Source organism: Paraburkholderia tropica (assembly GCF_914484835.1).
Taxonomy (GTDB): Bacteria; Pseudomonadota; Gammaproteobacteria; order Burkholderiales; family Burkholderiaceae; genus Paraburkholderia; species Paraburkholderia tropica_A.
Genome location: NZ_CAJZAR010000036.1, coordinates 88,562 through 107,381, shown reverse-complemented (window position 1 = coordinate 107,381; position 18,820 = coordinate 88,562). Strand labels below are relative to the sequence as shown.

The 18,820-nt window shown below is 66.7% G+C and carries 16 protein-coding genes; 13 read left to right on the top strand and 3 right to left on the bottom strand.

Annotation, left to right across the window (positions count from 1 at the left end; all coding sequences use genetic code 11):
• The first annotated feature begins 260 nt into the window (after window positions 1-260).
• The gene (locus tag LDO54_RS07640; RefSeq protein ID WP_224008819.1) at window positions 261-905 is read left to right on the top strand and encodes an FMN-binding negative transcriptional regulator; all 645 of its coding nucleotides are present in this window, start codon (window positions 261-263) and stop codon (window positions 903-905) included.
• A 49-nt stretch (window positions 906-954) separates the two neighbouring features.
• Here the strand turns inward: LDO54_RS07640 and LDO54_RS07635 are convergent, their stop codons facing one another.
• The gene (locus tag LDO54_RS07635) at window positions 955-4,446 is read right to left on the bottom strand and encodes an AAA family ATPase (RefSeq protein WP_224008817.1); all 3,492 of its coding nucleotides are present in this window, start codon (window positions 4,444-4,446) and stop codon (window positions 955-957) included.
• A complete protein-coding gene (gene sbcD, locus LDO54_RS07630; protein ID WP_224008815.1) occupies window positions 4,443-5,687 on the bottom strand; it encodes an exonuclease subunit SbcD in 1,245 nt (414 codons plus the stop codon). The genes LDO54_RS07635 and sbcD overlap by 4 nt, the downstream gene beginning before the upstream one ends.
• Window positions 5,688-6,110: 423 nt before the next feature.
• Between sbcD and LDO54_RS07625 the strand changes: the two genes are divergently transcribed.
• Both LDO54_RS07625 and LDO54_RS07620 read left to right on the top strand, forming a co-directional pair.
• Window positions 6,111-7,664, top strand: a complete 1,554-nt coding sequence (locus tag LDO54_RS07625; protein WP_224008813.1) for a methyl-accepting chemotaxis protein — start codon at window positions 6,111-6,113, stop codon at window positions 7,662-7,664.
• A gap of 231 nt (window positions 7,665-7,895) precedes the next feature.
• Window positions 7,896-8,885 carry an IclR family transcriptional regulator gene (locus LDO54_RS07620; protein ID WP_224008811.1) on the top strand — a complete coding sequence of 330 codons (990 nt, stop codon included), beginning with the start codon at window positions 7,896-7,898 and terminating at the stop codon, window positions 8,883-8,885.
• A gap of 102 nt (window positions 8,886-8,987) precedes the next feature.
• On the opposite strand, the gene LDO54_RS07615 is transcribed toward LDO54_RS07620, so the two are convergent.
• The gene (locus LDO54_RS07615) at window positions 8,988-10,061 is read right to left on the bottom strand and encodes a porin (protein ID WP_224008809.1); all 1,074 of its coding nucleotides are present in this window, start codon (window positions 10,059-10,061) and stop codon (window positions 8,988-8,990) included.
• A 452-nt stretch (window positions 10,062-10,513) separates the two neighbouring features.
• On the opposite strand from LDO54_RS07615, the gene LDO54_RS07610 reads away from it, so the two are divergent.
• From LDO54_RS07610 to LDO54_RS07565, 10 genes are all read left to right on the top strand, one after another.
• Window positions 10,514-10,828, top strand: coding sequence for a non-heme iron oxygenase ferredoxin subunit (locus tag LDO54_RS07610; protein WP_065057802.1), 315 nt, complete (start codon window positions 10,514-10,516; stop codon window positions 10,826-10,828).
• Window position 10,829: 1 nt separating this feature from the next.
• Window positions 10,830-11,141, top strand: coding sequence for a recombinase-like helix-turn-helix domain-containing protein (locus LDO54_RS07605; RefSeq protein ID WP_224008808.1), 312 nt, complete (start codon window positions 10,830-10,832; stop codon window positions 11,139-11,141).
• 37 nt (window positions 11,142-11,178) lie between these two features.
• A complete protein-coding gene (locus LDO54_RS07600; protein WP_224008806.1) occupies window positions 11,179-12,264 on the top strand; it encodes an aromatic ring-hydroxylating dioxygenase subunit alpha in 1,086 nt (361 codons plus the stop codon).
• A complete protein-coding gene (locus LDO54_RS07595; RefSeq protein WP_224008803.1) occupies window positions 12,257-13,057 on the top strand; it encodes an SDR family oxidoreductase in 801 nt (266 codons plus the stop codon). Before LDO54_RS07600 ends, LDO54_RS07595 begins: the two co-directional genes overlap by 8 nt.
• Window positions 13,058-13,115: 58 nt before the next feature.
• On the top strand, window positions 13,116-13,652 hold the full coding sequence (locus tag LDO54_RS07590; protein ID WP_224008801.1) for a cupin domain-containing protein: 537 nt from the start codon (window positions 13,116-13,118) through the stop codon (window positions 13,650-13,652).
• 64 nt (window positions 13,653-13,716) lie between these two features.
• Window positions 13,717-14,604: an alpha/beta fold hydrolase gene (locus tag LDO54_RS07585; RefSeq protein ID WP_224009059.1), complete on the top strand. Its 888-nt coding sequence runs from the start codon at window positions 13,717-13,719 to the stop codon at window positions 14,602-14,604.
• A 14-nt stretch (window positions 14,605-14,618) separates the two neighbouring features.
• Entirely contained in the window at window positions 14,619-15,503 is an 885-nt protein-coding gene (locus LDO54_RS07580) for an IclR family transcriptional regulator (protein ID WP_224008799.1), read from the top strand.
• Window positions 15,500-16,318, top strand: a complete 819-nt coding sequence (locus LDO54_RS07575; RefSeq protein WP_224008797.1) for an SDR family oxidoreductase — start codon at window positions 15,500-15,502, stop codon at window positions 16,316-16,318. The genes LDO54_RS07580 and LDO54_RS07575 overlap by 4 nt, the downstream gene beginning before the upstream one ends.
• Entirely contained in the window at window positions 16,311-17,978 is a 1,668-nt protein-coding gene (locus LDO54_RS07570) for a thiamine pyrophosphate-binding protein (protein WP_224008795.1), read from the top strand. Before LDO54_RS07575 ends, LDO54_RS07570 begins: the two co-directional genes overlap by 8 nt.
• On the top strand, window positions 17,962-18,804 hold the full coding sequence (locus LDO54_RS07565) for an aspartate dehydrogenase (protein ID WP_224008793.1): 843 nt from the start codon (window positions 17,962-17,964) through the stop codon (window positions 18,802-18,804). The genes LDO54_RS07570 and LDO54_RS07565 overlap by 17 nt, the downstream gene beginning before the upstream one ends.
• Window positions 18,805-18,820 lie beyond the last annotated feature (16 nt).

Genomic DNA, 18,820 nt, shown 5'->3' with positions numbered 1-18,820 from the left:
ATCGTTCAAGCATAGGAGGCGGCCTCGCGAAGTCAAGCAATCGTAAGGTGGAGATTCGATGCTGCCATCGATCGAAAACGCGAAACGAATCACGCGGATTCGCATCGATTGTTTCAGTTGGACGCATGCGTTCGCACGCATGCCTGGTTCCCCGAATGCCGTGTTCGCTGGCTCTACAGCGTCGGCCGTTTTCGCGTGACAATACGTTTTTTGACGTTCGATGCGCGCGGCTTGAGCCGTCGGCGCCACGCGGAGCCCCCATGTACGTCCCTGCCCATTTCGACGAATCGCGCCCCGAGGCGCTGCACGCCTTCATCGCCCAGCATCCGTTCGGCACGCTGGTCACGCACGGCGCGAGCGGTCTCGACGCCAATCACATTCCGTTCGAACTGCTCGCAGGCGAGGGCGCGCTCGGCACGCTGCACGCGCACGTCGCGCGCGCGAATCCGCTCTGGCAGGAAGTCGCCGACGGCGACGAAGTGCTCGCGATTTTCCGCGCGGGCGACGCCTATATTTCGCCGACGTGGTATCCGAGCAAGCACGAACACCACAAGCAGGTGCCGACGTGGAATTACGCGGTCGTGCACGCGCATGGCCGCATCCGCGTGCGCGACGACGAGAAGTTCGTGCGCGGCGTGGTCGCGCGCCTCACGCGCACGCACGAAGCGGGCGAGCCGCAGCCGTGGAAGATGGGCGATGCGCCCGCCGATTATCTCGACACGATGCTCAAGGCGATCGTCGGCATCGAGATCGAGATCACGCGGCTCACGGGCAAGCGCAAGCTCTCGCAAAACAAGGAAGCGCGCGACATTCGCGGCGCGGCCGAGACGCTCCTGGCGCGCGGCGAACGCGAGATCGGCGAACCGATGCGGGAGATCGCCGCGAGCAAGGAAGCGCAGGGCTGACGCGCGCTGCATTCCTCGTCCTCGCTGCGTTCTTTCGCGTCGCGCGCGGCTAGATCACCAGCCGCGAGTGGCCGATGCCGCCGCCCTTTTCCACGCGGATCTGCGTGGCGATGCGCTCCTTGAGACTGTCGACGTGGCTGATCACGCCGATCATCTTGCCGCTCGCGTTGAGCGTATCGAGCGCATCGAGCGCGATTTCCAGCGTGTCGCCGTCGAGCGTGCCGAAGCCTTCGTCGAGGAACAGCGAATCGATCGAGGTCTTGTGGCTGACGAGATCGGAGAGCGCGAGCGCCAGCGCGAGACTCACGAGGAAGCTCTCGCCGCCCGAAAGCGTGCGCGTGTCGCGCGTGACATCCGCCTGCCAGCCGTCGACGATTTCCAGTTCAAGCTCGCCCGTCGATTTGCGGCGCAGCAGATAGCGCGCGTGCAGACGGTCGAGATGACGATTGGCGAGCGCGAGCAGATGATCGAGCGTGAGACCCTGCGCGAAGCGACGGAATTTGTCGCCCTTCGCGGAGCCGATCAGCGCTTCGAGATGCTGCCAGAGATCGGCGTCCTGGGTCTGCGCGTCGATTTGCGCGAACAGCGCGCGCTGGCTGTCGCGCTGCTGCGCGTCGCGCGTGAGCAGGCCGCGCTGATGGCCGAGCCGTTCGTTGAGCGTCGCGCTTTCTTTTTCCACGCTGTCGAGTTGCGCGTCGAGTTCGGCGAGCGTGGCGTCGGTTTGCACGGTCGCTTCGAGCCGCGTGAGTTTTTCGCGCGCGCCGTTCAGCAATGCCGTGGCCGTTTCGCGTTCCTGCTCGCGCTGTTGCTTGAGCGCGTGCAGACGCTGGCGTTCCTCGGCGGGCAGCAGCGCCGCGAGAAACGCGTCCTGCTGCGCGAACGGGCTGGCTGCGAGCGCGGCGAGCCACTGCTGCGCCGCTTGCGCTGCGGCGTCGCGTTGCTGCGCGAGCGTGCGTTCGAGTTGCGCGACCTGGCCGTCGAGCGCCGCGAGTGTTTGCGTGAGCGCGTCGGCGCGCGCGGCGGCGGTGGCGAAGTCTTCGTCGGGCGCGTCGTCTTCGTCGTCGAATAGCGAAGCCATCGGCACGTTGTGCGCCGCTTGCGCGACTTCCGCGCCGATCGCGGCGCAGCGCTCGCGCCACGATTGAAGTTGCGCGTGCGCGGTTTCGCCCTGCGCACGTTCATGCACGAGCGATTCCGCGAGCGTCTGCATGCGACGCTGCGTGTCCTGCCACTCGCGCCATTCGCTTTCGCGCGTTTGCAGCCACGCGAGAGGATCGTCGGGTAGTGCGGCGAGCGCCATGCCGCCTGTCCCGCCCATCTGCATCGATTCGAGCAGCGCTTGGGCTTCTTCTTCGATACGCACGCGCAAGGCCGCGAGTTCGCGTTCGATTTCCGCGCGGCGTTCCTGCACGCTCTTGAGCGACTGCTCCAGCAATTCGCCGCGCGCCTGCGCCGCTTGCAGCGCTTGCACACAGCGCGTGTTCGCTTCGCGCGCGAGGGCGAGCGCTTCTTCAGCGCGTTCGGCGTCGTGCAGATGCTGGCGGACCTGTTGGGCCGATTGCGCGGCGGCGTCGCGCGCTTGCGTGAGCGCGTCGGCGTCTTGCCAGGCGTCGGTATTCAGCGCGACCGGCGAGGCGAGGGCTTCGGTCAGTGCGTTCCAGTCCGCGCGATCCTGCGTGTCGCGGGCCGCGAGCGTGTCGTGTTGCGCGCGCTGCTGCGCCTGCGTCGCGCGCAGCGCGGACAGTTTCTCCGCCGCGCCGCGCAACGATTGTTCGGATACCTGAACATCGACGCGGATCGCTTGCAGCGCGCTGTGCGTCGCCGACACATCGAGCGCGCGATACGCCGCGATGGCCGGATGCTCATGCGAACCGCACAGCGGACACGCCTCGCCGGGCTGCAAGGCGTCGCGATGCTGCGAGAGACTGCGGATCACCTGCTCCTGTTCGAGCAGCGTCTGCTTGTCGGCGGCGCGCGCCTGGAGTTCGGCATGCGCGCGTTGCAGCGCGACGAGCGCATGGTCTTGCGCGGCGATCTCGCTGTCGCTGCGCGCGAGACTGGCGGCGAGCGTCGCGGTTTCCGCCGCGAGACGGCGGCGGCGCTCCGCGAGCGTTTGCAGTTGCGCCCGGCGCTCGACCGCGCGCTGCGCCGTTTGCGACGCGTCGCGCACCTGGGCGAGCGTCTGCCCCGCGAGACGCGTGGTTTGCGCCGCGCTCAACGTTTGGAGTTGCGTATCCGATTCGACTTTCGCGCGCGTGCAATCGGCGAGCGTCTTGCCGTGCTGTTCGCGCTGCGCGTGACCGTCGGCGAGTTGCTTTTGCAAGTTCGCATGCTGCGTTTCGCGCGCCTGACTATCTGCATGACGGCGCGCGCGTTGTTCGAACTGCTCGCGCCACGCGCCGATGCGCTCGCCCAGTTGCGCGTGCGTTGCGTTCGCGTTGCAGTATCGATCGAGGTGCTGCTTTTCCGCGTCGAGTTGCGCGAGACGGCGCTCGGCGTCGCGCGCGATGCGCGCGGCCAGCGCGGCGGTCGCGCCATATTGACGGCGCTGCGCCGCCAGTTGCTCGGTGCGATGGCGGCGCGACGCGGCGAGATCGGCATCGGTCTGCTTGCAGGCGCTGTCGGTCTGCTGCGCGTGCTGATAAACCGGACGCAGCGCTTCGGCGGGTTCGCTCGCGGCGAGGCGTGCGAGTTCGGGCGCGGCGGCGTCGAACGCGGCGCTCGCGCTCGCGAGCCGCGTTTGCGCCGCCTGCGCGTCGGCTTGCGCCTGGGCCAGATCGCGTCGCCATTGGCGCTGAGCGTGCAGCGTTTTCGTCTGCGTCGCGAGCGCGTTCGACTGCCCCGCGAGCGCGGCGATTTCCTGCTCCATCGACGTGCGCTGTTCGGGCGTCAGCAATTCCATGCCGTCGGCGCGTGCGCGCAACTGCTTGAGCGCGTCGCGCGCCGCGCCCGCGCGCTCGTACACCTGACGCGAGATTTCGCCGTAGATTTCGGTGCCCGTGAGTTCTTCGAGCAGTTCGGCGCGGTCGTTCGCGTTGGCGTTCAGAAAGGCCGCGAAGCCGCCTTGCGCGAGCAGCATCGAGCGCGTGAAGCGCGGGAAATCGAGCCGCGTGATTTCTTCGACGCGCCGCAGTTTCTCGTTGATGTGCTGCGTGAGGATCGTGCCGCTGCCGTCTTCGTTTTCGACGGTCGCGAGTTCGACGCGCGGCTGTTGCAGCGCGCCGTCGACCTTGTCGCGCGCGCGGCGCTGACTCCAGAACGCACGGTAAACCGCGCCTTTCACTTCGAACACCACTTCCGCGAGGCAGTCGGCGGTGTGGCGCGTCATGATGTCGTTCGCCGACGCCGACACGGTCTTCAGGCGCGGCGTCTCGTGATAGAGCGCGAGGCAGATCGCGTCGAGCAGCGTCGATTTGCCCGCGCCGGTCGGACCGGTGATCGCGAACAGGCCGTTCTCCGAGAACGGCGGCTGGGTGAAGTCGATGCGCCACTCGCCCTTCAGCGAGTTGAGATTTTTGAGTCGCAGGCTGCGGATTTTCATGCGTCGTCCTCCGGCGTGGCCTGCATGGCGGCGAGGATGTGCTTGTAGCGGTCGGTGAGCGCGGCGCGCAGATCGTCGTCGAGCGTTTCGTGGGCGAGGCGGCGCGCGAACACGTCGAGCGGATCGAGTTCGTCGAGCGTCACGCCCGCGTCGGCGTGCAGTTGCGCGGCGGCGTTGCCGCGTTCGCGGCGAATCCGCAGCACTTCCACGGGCAGATCGTCGGTCATCGCCTGGATGCGCGCGGGGAGGTCGGCGAGATAGTCGTCCTCGGCCACGGTCACTTCGAGCCATGCGGGGCGCTCGGGCGTGGCGTCGCGCGCGGCGTCGGCGAGTGCGGCGGGCAGCGTCTTCAGGTTGCCGCGCAGCGCGATCAGCGTCTGGAACACGGGCACGGCGAGCGGCGTGACGGCTTCCAGGCCGTTCGCGCCGATGTCGACGAGCAGCACTTCCTTGCGCTGCGTGGCTTCGTCGAAGCTCAGCGCGATCGGCGAACCGCTGTAGCGGATGTGCTCCAGGCCGCCCACTTTCTGCGGACGATGAATGTGCCCGAGCGCGATGTAATCGACGGGCGGAAACGCGCTGGTCGGGAACGCGTCGAGCGCGCCCACGTAGATTTCGCGCACCGATTCGCTCGCGCTCGCGCCCACGGTGGTCAGATGGCCGGTGGCGATCAGCGGGACCGGGCGGCCGAGTTCGGCGGCGAGTTGCGCGCGTTGGGACTCGGCGGCGGCGAACACAGCCTGGTAATAGGCCTGGATCGCGAGTTGCAGCGACTGCTGCTTTTGCTCGGCGCTCTGGCCGGTTTCGCCCTGCATCACGTCGCGCGCGCGGATGAACGGAATCGCGCAGACCACGCAGCCCGGTTCGTTGGCGGCGCCGCGCAGGGGCAGCACGCGCACCTGGTTCTGCGGCGCGTCGGCGTGCGGCACGACATGGGCGGACAGGCGCTCCAGCAGCGCGCGGCTTTCGCGCAGCGTCGCCACGGAATCGTGATTGCCGCCCAGCAGGAGCAGCGTCACGCCGGCGGCGTGCAGGCGCACGACGAGCTGGCTATAGAGTTCGCGCGCATAGCTCGGCGGCGTGCCGGTATCGAAGATATCGCCCGCGATCAGGACGGCGTCGACGGCGTGGGCGTCGACCTGGGCGACCAGCCAGTCGATGAGCTGCTGATGCTCGGACTGGCGGCTCTTGCCCATGAAGTTCTGGCCCAGATGCCAGTCTGAGGTGTGGAGGAGGCGCATGGGGGCGTGATGTGTACGGCGTTCGTTCGGAGGCGGCCCGGCCGCGCGCGTCGCGCGTGACGAATTGTGAGCGACAAGCGGCGAGTGACAGGCGGCGAGGCGGGCGCAAGTGGAGGATTGTAGAGCAGGGGCGGCGCGGGCCGGGATCGGCCTGACGTCGGCATCGCGTTGGCATCACGTCGGCGCACGGTCGGCCCCGCGCCGCGATGCATTAAGCACATGCCTAAAGTTTTTGCAGCGCGCTGCCGTTGACCCGTTTTGAAGCCTAAAAAAGCCGCATCGAGACTACACCAACCCGAATAGAGCCGCCCGCGCACGCTTCGCGACAGGGCGGACGATCCGTCCGTCGCCACCTTCCCGGCGACGGCTGAACAGAGGGAACGCCGCGCATCGCGCTTTCGCGCCGCGTTCCAGGAGACCAGAATGCTCAACAAGCTTTCGATACGCGCGAGTCTGACCCTGATGGTGGCGTTTTTCGGCGTGGTGCTGGTGATCGGCGCCGCGGCCGGGCTACTGTCGATGCGCGCGGGCAACGACGCGATGCAGGATATGTATACGGTGGACACCCCCGCCGTGGCCGACCTCGAAGGCAGCGCGGGCCAGCTCTTGCGGCTGCGGCTCGCGCTCGCCACCTACGCCTCGCTGGCCGATCTCGGCGACCAGAACGGCGCGAACGCCGTGCTCAAGCGCTTCGACACCTACCTCAAGATTTCCAACGATCGGCTCGATCACTATCTGTCGCTGGCCAGCCACGACGACGAGGAGCGCCGCCTGATCGCCGAGATGCAGGACAAGCGCAACACCTTCCTGCACGCGGGCGTCGATCCGGCGCTCGCGGCGCTCAAGGGCGGCGACCGCACGGCGTTCCAGGAATTGCAGGCGCACAAGCTGCCCGCGCTCTACAACGGTTTCGAAAAGGCGATGCTCGCGCTCGAACAGCGTCAGATCGACCACGGCGCGCAGCGCTATCGCGACGCGCAGACGCGCTTCAAGGCCGTGAGCATCGCGGTCGGCGTCGGCATGGTGTTCGCGCTGCTGTGCGCGTGGCTCGGCCGCGCGGCGCTGATGCGCGCGATCGTGCATCCGGTGGATGCGGCCGTCGCGCAGTTCGAGCGCATCGCGGCGGGCGACCTGAGCGCGGCGGTGGCGATCGCGAGCCGCAACGAGATGGGCAAGCTCTCGGCGGCCTTGCAGCGGATGCAGGCGGCGCTCGTGACGATGGTGAGCACGGTGCGCGCGGGCGCGGAATCGATCGACACGGGCGTGAGCGAAATCGCCGCGGGCAACACCGATCTGTCGCAGCGCACCGAGGAGCAGGCCGCCTCGCTCGAAGAGACGGCGGCCAGCATCGAGCAGCTGACGTCGACGGTCAAGCAGACGGCGGGCAACGCGCAGGAAGCCAGCTCGCTCGCGCACGGCGCGTCCGGGCTCGCGGCGCGCGGCGGCGAACTCGCGCGCGAGGTGGTGGGCACGATGCAGAACATCGTCGACGACTCGCGGCGCATCGCCGAGATCGTCGGCGTGATCGAGGGCATCGCGTTCCAGACCAATATTCTGGCGCTCAACGCGGCCGTGGAAGCGGCGCGCGCGGGCGAGGAAGGGCGCGGCTTCGCGGTCGTGGCGGGCGAGGTGCGCTCGCTCGCGCAGCGCAGCGCGGGCGCGGCCAAGGAGATCAAGTCGCTGATCGACACCTCGACGGCGCGCGTGGAAACCGGCGCGACGCTGGTCGAGCGCTCGGGCACGACGATGGAGGAGATCGTCGGCGCGATCGGGCGCGTGAGCGCGATCATGGGCGAGATTGCGTCGGCGGCGACCGAGCAGAGCACGGGCATCGACCAGGTGAATCTCGCGGTCGCGCAGATGGATCAGGTGACGCAGCAGAACGCCGCGCTCGTCGAGCAGGCCGCGGCTGCGGCGGCTTCGCTGGAGGATCAGGCGCGGCGGCTCGCTTCGGCGGTGGCGGTGTTTCGCACCTGAGGCGCGAGGCCGCAAGGTCACATTGTGGGGCACGGCCAGCGCCTGATGGCGGCGCTGGCGGGCGCGAATCGTCCGCGAATCGTCCGTGCATCGTCCGCGCATGGAGGGCGATTCCGGCATGAATCCGACGCGGCGGCATGGCGCCTTAACCGCCGATCTTTAAGTCCGGGCGGCGCTTCGCGTTATCATTGCCTCCAATCATCGACCGACTTCAGCAGATTCCAGCCGCCCATGGCCACCAAGAACACGACAGGCGCCGCGCGACGCAGCCCGGCGCCGGGCAAGCGCGCCGCGCCGCCCGAGGGGACCCGCGCCGCCGCGCAGAACGCGCCCCTCGACGAACTCGCCGACGCCGAATCGGCCAGTCCCGCCGAGGACGAAGGCGCGGGCGCTTCGACCTATCTCGTGCCGGGCCTCGAACGCGGCCTGCGCATCCTCACCGAATTCTCGGCGCGCGAACCCGTGCTGGGCGCGCCCGAACTGTCGCGCCGCATCGGCATTCCGCGCACCACCACGTTCCGTTTGCTCCAGACGCTCGAAGCGCTCGGCTTCATCGAACGCGCGAACGGCGACCGTCAATATCGCCTGAGCGTGGCGGTGCTGCGGCTCGGCTTCGAATATCTGAGTTCGCTCGAACTGACCGATTTCGGCACGCCGGTGCTCGAACGCCTGCGCGACGCCACGGGCCTGAGCACGCATCTGCTGATCCGCGACGGACGCGATGTGGTGTTCGTCGCCAAGGCGCAAACGCGCGAGCCGATGTTCAGCTCGGTGAAGGTGCATGTGGGCACGCGCCTGCCCGCGCATGCGACCGTGCACGGCCAGGTGCTGATGGGCGATCTCTCGCTCACCGAACTGCGCGGGCTCTATCCCGAGAAGCAGCTCGAACGCTATACGGACCGCACGCCCGCTACGGTCGCCGACCTCTACGCGCGCGTGCGCGAATTCGCGGAGCAGGGTTATGCGCTCAGCGAAGGGTCGTTCGAAACGGGGATTTCGGTGGTGAGTGCGCCGGTGCGCGACCAGTCGAGCCGCATCGTTGCGGCGCTGACGGCCACGGTGCCGCGCTCCGATATCGGCAGCGAGGCCGAACGCGCGCCGCTCGTCACGGCGGTGTGCGCGGCGGCGCTGGATTTGTCGGCGCGTCTGAACTATCGTCCGCTGCCGGGCGATCCCACGGCGGCGCAAGCCGCGCAGGGCCGCAGCGTGCACGCGGGCTGAGTCGGTTCTGGAGGCCTGAATCGAAAAAGCGCGCCGTGTAAAGCGGCGCGCTTTTTTCGTGCTTTTTTCGTGCTCTTTTCGTACTACTCGCGGATCACCGCATCAGAACGAGTGATGGATGCCCGTGAGCACGATCGTCTGATTGCGGCCGCTCGACACGCCCGCCGTGAAGAACGCGGCCTGCGCTTCCGAGTTCGCGTGCTCGTAGAGCGCGTTCACATAGACCTGCGTACTCTTCGAGAGCGCATAGACATCGCCGATCATCAGCTGCGTCCAGCGGCGGCCCGAGAGCGTCGTGGTGGCCGCGCCGCCCACGATCGAGTTCGCCGTTGTGAGCTGATAGTTCGCGCCTGCGTCGTAGCTCTGGAAGGTGTCGGAATAGCCGTTCGATTGCAGCTTCGTGCGCGTATACAGACCGTGCACGAGCACCTTGCCGAACGAATACGACGCGCCGATGCCCATGTTCTCGACCTTGTCGGCGATATAGCTTGCGGCGGCCTGGCCCTGGAACGTGGTGATGCCCGTAGTCGACATCGACACCGAGCGGTCATGCTCGTTCGACCACGTTGCGCCGGCCTTGAACGGACCATTCGCATAACTAATCGAAAAGCCCATCGTGCGGCCGGTCGAAAAGTTCGTGGTGTTGCCGAAGCCGAGCATCGCGCCCGCTGTGAAGCCGTACCAGTTCGGCGAGCGGTATTTCACCGAATTGTTGTAGGGCACCACGCCGGTATCCGCGAGCTGATCGATATTGCCCGGATGGAACGCGTACCAGCTCGCCGCGAGATACGCGGTGCTGAACGGATCGAGCACGTCGAACGCGAACGGCGTCTGGTTGCCGAGCGTGAGCGTGCCGAAGCGGTCCGAGCTTAGCCCCACATAAGCCTGGCGATTGAACAGCGTGTTGGCCTTCGCCATCGCGCCCGTGTTCGTATAGAAGCCGTTTTCAAGCTGGAAGATCGCCTTGAGGCCGTCGCCCAGATCTTCCTGGCCGCGCAGGCCCCAGCGGTCGGGCTGCATGTTGCCCTGTTCTTCCATCCACTTCGAATGGCCCCCCACGTTGCTGACGTAGGCCACACCGGCATCCAGGCTGCCGTATAGCGTGACGCTGCTTTGCGCCCATGCAGACGAGACGGCGCACAGACCCGTCAACCCCGCGGCAATGAAGTGCTTCAACTTTGGACTCCTGATCGTAAGACGAATGACCGGCTCCGGTGAAATGGCCTTGAAAGCCTGTCCGGAACCGCTAGACCCAACCCCTCGATGCGATGGCCGCTTTGCTTTTCTTTTTTGTCCGTCGTATGTTTCACCTATGGACAAGCGTGCTGCCTATGGAAAGTATAGAGACTTGCACGAGACGCCAAAATACTTTTTCGGGAGAGTGGTTCCCCTGGGTGGGCAAGCGTGGACAAACCCGTCCTCGATACCTAAGCACTTGCACCGTAAGCGTTTTGGCAACTGTTTCGGCGTCCTCGACGAGTGCTTGGCCGACCCTTTTGAAGACAGGCTCAGTGTTTTCCCCAGGAGCGCTGGATTTTTATTTTTTCCTCCCGGCCAGACTTCTATAATGACCATACATAAACTACTGTTCCGCGTATGGAACACGGTTGCTTCAGGAAAGGTGAGAAATGGCTGAACAATGGCGCTGTGCCGGGCATGCCGGCGATCTGACCGAAGACGCGCCGATCGAGTACAAGCTCGACGGCACTGAAATCGGCATCTACAAGGTGGGCGACGAGGTCTACGCGCTCGAAAACGTCTGCCCGCACGCGTACGCGCTGCTGACGCAAGGTTTCGTCGACGAAGGCACGGTGGAATGCCCGCTGCACGAAGCCGTGTTCGACATCAAGAGCGGCGAGTGCATCAAAGGCCCGGGCGGCCGCGCGCTGAAGCAATACGCCGTGCGTCTCGCCGGTGAAGAAATCCAGATCAAGGTGGAATGACATGCGTGAAGTCCCTGTGAATTTCAATCCGATGCTCAAGCCCTGGGTCGCGCCGCAACCCAATAACGTCGCCGGTAAAGGCGTGATCGAGCAGCCGGGCCAGACCGAAAACATGATCTGGCAAAACCGCAAGGCCGAGCCGACCCAATACGAAAACGACTTCGGCGACGCGCTCGAACAAGTCTTCGAAGCGGGCGCCACCGAACTCGACGACGTGGTCGCCGGTTTGAACCGCATCGGTTTGCGCACGCCCGAAGGCGCGGCCTGGAACGCGGAACGCCTCGCCGCCGAATTCCGTCTGCTCGCCGAATAAGCGCGCGTCGGGCCAACAAGAATACGGAGTCCTCATCATGACGTCCCCCACGACCGAAACCGCAGCGAGCGCCGATCCGATCCGCGCCTATCTCGACCGCGGCATCAAGAACTACTGGTATCCCGTCGCGCCGAGCTGGCAAGTCGGTAACGCGCCCATCGGCATCACGCGCCTCGGCGAACAGATCGTGCTGTGGCGCGATCAGGACGGCCAGGTCCACGCACTCGAAGATCGCTGCCCGCACCGTGGCGCGCGCCTGTCGCTCGGCTGGAATCTGGGCAACCGCGTGGCGTGCTGGTATCACGGCATCGAAGTCGACGGCAGCGGCACCGTGCAGAGCGTGCCGGCCGTGTCGGCGTGCCCGCTCGAAGGCCAGAAGTGCGTGAAGTCGTACCCGGCGCAAGAGCATGCAGGCGCCGTGTTCCTGTGGTTCGGCGACGACGCGCACAAGGAACCCGCGCCGCTGCAACTGCCGGAAGAACTCGTGGGCGAGGAATACGCGAGCTTCCTGTGCATGTCGAACTGGAAGTGCAATTACCAGTACGCGATCGACAACGTCATGGACCCGATGCACGGCGCGTATCTGCACGCCACGTCGCACTCGATGGCCGAAGGCGACAAGCAGGCCGACATGCGCGTGCGCAAAACCGACTCGGGCCTCGTGTTCGAAAAGGTCGGCCAGCGCGACGTCAACTTCGACTGGGTCGAACTGGGCGAAACCGGCTGCCTGTGGATGCGTCTGGAAATTCCGTACAAGAAGAAGTTCGGCCCGGGCGGCAACTTCGGCATCATCGGCTTCGCGGTGCCCGTCGACGCGGACAACTGCCAGGTGTACTTCTGGCGCACGCGCAAGGTGCAGGGCTGGCAGCGCGACGCATGGCGCTTCATGTATCGCAACCGCCTCGAAGGTCTGCATTGGGCCGTGCTCGAACAAGACCGCTACGTGCTCGAAAGCATGGCGCCGAACGCGCGCGATCAGGAATTCCTCTATCAGCACGACGTGGGCATGACGCGCGTGCGCCGCATGCTGCGCCAGCGCGCGCAGCAGCATTTCGCCGATCTCGAAGCGTTCCGCGCGCAGCAGCCCGCCGACGCGCAAGCCGAGAGCCACAGCCATGCGTGAGTCCGGCCCATCGGCACAAAGCGCGACACAAAGCGCGACACAAGGCGCGCTCGCGGGCCGTCGCGTGATCGTCACGGGCGGCGCGCGCGGACTCGGCGCGGCGTTCGTCACGACGCTCGCGGCAGCCGGTGCGCGCGTCGTGTTCGGCGACGTGCTGCACGAAGCGGGCGAAGCGCTCGCGCAATCGCTCGCGGCGCAAGGTCACGACGTCGCGTTCGCGGCGCTCGATCTTGCGCAGCCCGAGAGCATCGCGGCCTTCGTCGAAGGCGCGGCGCAGCGCATGGGCGGCATCGACGCGCTCATCAACAACGCGGCCATCACGAACTCAGGCGGCAAGTTCGCGCATGAAATCAGCGTGCCGACGTGGGACGCCGTGATGGACGTGAACGTGCGCGGCACCTGGCTCATGTGCACGGCGGCGCAGCGCTTTCTCGCGGAGTCGGGCCGGGGCGCGATCGTCAATATCGCTTCGGACACCGCGCTGTGGGGCGCGCCCAAGCTGCTCGCCTACGTGGCCAGCAAGGGCGCCGTGATCGCGATGACGCACTCGCTCGCGCGCGAATTCGGCGCGCAGGGCATCACCGTCAACGCCATCGCGCCGGGCCTCACCGAAGTGGAAGCCACCGCTTACGTGCCGGCCGAGCGCCACGCGTTCTACCTCGACGGCCGTGCGCTGCAACGCGCCCAGGTTCCCGAGGACGTGACCGGCCCCGTGCTGTTTTTGCTGACCGACGCCGCGCGTTTCGTGACCGGGCAGTTGCTGCCCGTGAACGGCGGCTTCGTGATGAATTGATATCGACGAGTTGACTATCCGTTCGCGAGAACGTTTGAAAGAACCCAAGGAGAAAACGATGGCCGATGCCGATCTCGAGCGCAAGTCGTGGGACCGTCCCGCCGAAGCGAGTTTTGATGACTGGATGAACAGCCGCGTGGCGCGCTATGAAACGCGCCGCTACGACTGGGACGCGCTGAAGTTCCAGGCCGACTACGACCCGAAGTACCGCCGCGCGCAAATGCGCTACGTGGGCACGGGCGGCACCGGCGTGTCGAAGGACAGCAACACCGTGCCGTCGGGCGGCTTCACGTTCTCGACGATGGTGATCCCGGCCGGCAACATCGGCCCGAGCCATATCCATATCGACGTCGAAGAAATCTTCTTCGTGCTGCGCGGCAAGATGAAGGTGATCTGCGAGAAGGACGGCGAAACGTGGGAAGCCGTGCTCGGCGAGCGCGACCTGATCTCGGTGCCGCCGGGCGTGTATCGCACGGAAATCAACATCGGCGAGGAAGATGCGCTGATGTGCGTGATGCTCGGTTCGTCGAAGCCGATCACGCCGACGTATCCGCCCGATTCGCCGCTCGCGAAGATCAAGCGCGAACAGAAGTAAACAAGCGATCAATCTGTACACCTGACGAAGTTGCGAACCGAAGTTGCAAGCCAACACCGAAACCATGAACGACGCGATGCTCACCGACGCCTCATCAGCCGCCACGCTCGACACGCGGCTCGCGCGCTTTGCGCCGCGCCACGCGCAAGCGGGCGAGGCCGTCGTGAGCTATCGCGAAGCGCCGGGCGCAGGCAGTGAAGACGGCAACGAGGCGCTGCCGCTCGTCCTGCTGCATGGCATCGGTTCGGGCGCGGCTTCGTGGGTGCAGCAGATGGAAACGCTGGGCGCGAGCCGTCGCGTGCTCGCCTGGGACGCGCCCGGTTACGGCGCGTCCACGCCGGTCGCGAGCGCGTCGCCGCTCGCCGCCGATTACGCGCAGGTGCTGGCGGACTGGCTCGACGCGCTCGGCATCGCGCGCTGCGTGCTGGTCGGCCATTCGCTCGGCGCGATCATCGCGGGCGCGTTCGCCGCGGCGCATCCGCAGCGTGTGAGCGGTCTGCTGCTGATTTCTCCCGCCGGCGGTTATGGCGCGGCGGACCCGCAAGTGCGCGCCGACAAGCGCGACGCGCGCCTCGCCATGCTCGCCGAACTCGGCCCGCAAGGGCTCGCCGAAAAGCGCAGCGCCAACATGCTGTCCGCGCACGCCGACGACGCCGCGCGCGCGTGGGTGCGCTGGAACATGGCGCGCGTGATCCCTCACGGTTACGCGCAGGCCACGCATCTGCTCGCGAACGCCGACCTCGCCGCCGACCTCGCGCGCTGCGTGAATAGCGTGCCGATGGCCGTGGCCGTCGGCGCCGACGACACCATCACGCCGCCGCCCGCCTGCGAACGGCTCGCGCAAGTCGCGCAGGCGCCGTTTCAGACCGTGCCGCGCGCGGGCCACGCGGGCTATATCGAACAACCGGCTGCGTACAGCGCGTTGCTCGACGCCTTTTGCCGCGCACATTAAGGAACCCTTAAAGAATGACACCCGACCTCGCCAGCGCGTCCCCCGACGCCGACGAAGACCGCAACGACACCAGCTATCGCGTGCCGGGTCTGGAACGGGGGCTGCGCATTCTCACCGAATTCTCGCCGCGCGAGCCGGTGCTCGACGCGCCCGAACTGTCGCGCCGCCTCGGCATTCCGCGCACGACGGTGTTCCGTCTGTTGCAGACGCTCGAATCGCTCGGCTTTCTCGAACGCGCCGACCGCGATCGCAACTATCGCCTGGGCGTAGCCGTGCTGCGCCTCGGCTTCGAATATCTAAGCTCGCTCGAACTGACCGATCTCGGCCTGCCGCTGATCGAAGCGCTGCGCGACGCCACCGGCCTCACCACGCACATCGTGATCCGCGACGGACGCGACATCGTGTTCGTCGCGAAGGCGCAAAGCCACGCGCCGATCTTCAGCTCGGTGAAGGTGAACGTGGGCACGCGTCTGCCCGCGCACGCCACCACGCACGGCCAGGTGCTGATGGGCGATCTCACGCTCGACGACCTGCGCGCGCTCTATCCCGAGCCGCAGCTCGAACGCTTCACGCCCTCGACGCCGGACACGGTCGAAGAACTGTTTGAACGCATTCGCGAAGACGCCGAACGCGGCTATGCCGTGAGCGAGTCGTCGTTCGAGCGCGGCATCTCGGTGGTGTCGGCGCCCGTGCGCAACGACACGGGCGGCATCGCCGCCGTGGTGACGACCACGATTCCGCGTCCGGGCATCGACACCTCGCTGCTCGACAACGGCTTGATCGACAAGGTGCGCCACGCAGCCGATGAACTGTCGAAGCGCCTCAATTACCGCGGTCAGTCTTCGCAGGCTGCGGGCAGCAAGAAAACGTCGTACATGAAGGCACTGGGGATCAAATGATTCAACTCGATTTGCGCGGCCAGGTCGCGGTGGTCACGGGCGGTTCGTCCGGCATCGGCCTCGCAACCGCCGAACTCTTTTTGCAGGCAGGCGCCTCGGTCGCGATCTGCGGCCGTGACAGCGACCGCCTCGCGCGCGCCGAACGCGAACTGCGCGAGCGCCATCCGCAGGCGCAACTGCTGGCCGCGCGTTGCGACGTGCTCGACGCGAACGACGTCGCCGCGTTCGCGAGCGCCGTCGAACAGCGCTTCGGCCGCGCCGACATGCTCGTCAACAACGCAGGCCAGGGCCGCGTCTCGACCTTCGCGGACACCACCGACGAAGCGTGGCGCGAAGAACTCGACCTCAAGTACTTCAGCATCATCCGTCCGACCCGCGCGTTTCTGCCGATGCTGAAAAGCACCGCAAAACAAGGGCAAAACGCGTCGATCGTCTGCGTGAACTCGCTGCTCGCGCTGCAACCCGAGCCGCATATGGTGGCGACTTCGTCGGCGCGCGCGGGCGTGCTCAGTCTCATCAAGTCGCTCGCGGTCGAACTCGCGCCCGAGCAGATCCGCGTGAACTCGATCCTGATCGGCATCGTCGAGTCGGGCCAGTGGCGCCGCCGCTACGAGAACGACGCCGCCGCGCAGGCCGCCGGTCAAAGCTGGCAGGACTGGACCGGCGAACTCGCGCGCAAGAAACACATTCCGCTCGGCCGCTTCGGTCGCCCCGAAGAAGCCGCGCAAGCCCTGTTTTATCTGGCCACGTCCCTGTCGTCCTATACGACGGGCAGTCATATCGATGTATCTGGAGGCGTTGCACGTCATGTCTAATAAAACCACCGTCGGCGAACTGATCGCCGCCTTCCTCGAACAATGCGGCGTTCAAACCGCGTTCGGCGTGATTTCGATTCACAACATGCCGATCCTCGACGCCATCGGCGTGCGCGGCAACATCCGCTATGTCGGCGCGCGCGGCGAAGCGGGCGCGGTCAACATGGCCGACGGCCTCGCGCGCGTCTCGGGCGGCCTCGGCGTGGCGTTCACGAGCACGGGCACGGCGGCGGGCAACGCAGCGGGCGCGATGGTCGAAGCGCTCACGGCAGGCACGGCGCTGCTGCACATCACCGGCCAGATCGAAACCGAATATCTCGATCAGGACCTCGCGTACATTCACGAAGCACCCGATCAATTGACGATGCTCTCGTCGATCTCGAAGGCCGCGTATCGCGTGCGCTCGGTCGAAACCGCACTGCCGACGATCCGCGAAGCCGTGCGCGTCGCGCAAACGGCGCCGAGCGGCCCCGTGAGCGTCGAGATTCCGATCGACATTCAGGCTGCGCTGACCGAATGGCCCGCCGATCTGGCCGCGCCGCATCTCACGACGCTCACGCACGACGAAGCGCGCGTCGAACAACTGGCGAACGCGCTCTCGAAGGCGAAGCGTCCGCTGCTGTGGCTCGGCGGCGGCACGCGTCACGCGCGCAGCGCGGTCGAGCGTCTGGTGGCGCTGGGCTTCGGCGTGGTGACGAGCGTGCAGGGTCGCGGCGTGCTGCCCGAAGATCATCCGGCGTCGCTCGGCGCGTTCAATGTGAGCCCGTCGGTCGAGCGCCTCTACAAGACTTGCGATGCGATGCTGGTGGTGGGCTCGCGCCTGCGCGGCAACGAAACGCTCAAGTACAAGCTCGGTCTGCCGCAGCCGCTCTATCGTATCGACGCCGACGCGCTCGCCGATAACCGCGGCTATCGCAACGAACTCTTCGTGCACGGCGACGCCGCGCGCGTGCTCGACGCACTCGCCACGCGCCTCGAAGGCAAGCTCAAGGTCGATCCGCAATTCGCCGCCGATCTCGCCGCCGCGCGCGAAACCGCCGTGAGCGAAACGGCCAAGGGTCTCGGCCCGTATCGCCGTCTCGTCGAAGCGCTGCAACGCGGCGTGGGCCGCGACTACAACTGGGTGCGCGACGTCACGATCTCGAACAGCACGTGGGGCAACCGCCTGCTGAAGATCTTCACGCCGCGCGCGGGCGTGCACGCACTGGGCGGCGGCATCGGCCAGGGCATGCAGATGGCGATCGGCGCGGCGCTTGCGAACGCCGCTTCGAAGACCGTCTGCCTCGTCGGCGACGGCGGCCTGATGGTCAACGTGGGCGAACTCGCGACGGCCGTGCAGGAAAAGGCCAACGTCATGATCGTGCTGATGAACGACCAGTGCTACGGCGTGATCCGCAACATTCAGGACGCGCAGTACGGCGGCCGCCGCATGTTCGTCGATCTGCACCAGCCGGAGTTCTCGCAGTTCTGCGCGAGCCTGGGCCTCAAGCATTTCCGTCTCTCGTCGCTCGATAACGCCGACGACGTGATCCGCGAAGGCATCGCGTTCGACGGCCCGGTGCTGCTCGAAGTCGACATGAAGTCGGTCGGCAGCTTCGAAGCCGTGTTCGCCGGCCCGCCGGTGCGCAAAGAGGAGCCGCAAGATGCACAGCACGCCTAACGGTCGCGCGGGCCACGCCATGCATGCGCCCATCGATATCGCGATGATCGGTTTCGGCGCGATTGGCCAGACCGTTTATCACGCGGTCGCCGCCGATCCGCTCGTGCATGTCTCGCACGTGATCGTGCCCGAGCATCACGCCGACGCCGTGCGCGCACAGGTGGACGGTTCGGTGGAAGTGGTGTCGTCGGTGGATCGTCTGTCGACGAAGCCGCATTTCGCGCTCGAATGCGCGGGCCACGCAGCGCTGGTCGATCACGTCGTGCCGCTGCTGCAAAGCGGCACCGATTGCGCGGTCGCGTCGATCGGCGCGCTGTCCGACGTCGACCTGCTCGAACGTCTGTCGCTCGCGGCGGACGAAGGCGACGCGACGGTCACGCTGCTCTCGGGCGCGATTGGCGGCATCGACGCGCTCTCGGCTGCCAAGCTCGGTGGCCTCGACGAAGTGCTGTACACGGGCCGCAAGCCGCCGCTGGGCTGGCTCGATACGCCGGCGGAAAAGGTCTGCGATCTGCGTGCGCTCACGAAAGAGCAGGTGATCTTCGAAGGCAGCGCGCGCGAAGCGGCGCGGCTCTTTCCGAAGAACGCCAATGTGGCGGCGACCATCGCGCTCGCGGGCCTCGGCCTCGACAACACGACGGTGCGTCTGATCGCCGATCCGGCGGTCGAGCGCAACGTGCACCGCATCGTGGCGCGCGGCGTGTTCGGCGAGATGTCGCTCGAAATGTCGGGCAAACCGCTGCCGGACAATCCGAAAACGTCGGCGCTCACGGCGTACAGCGCGATTCGCGCGCTGCGAAATCGTGCCGCGCGCTGTGTGATCTGATGGCGTGATCCGATGC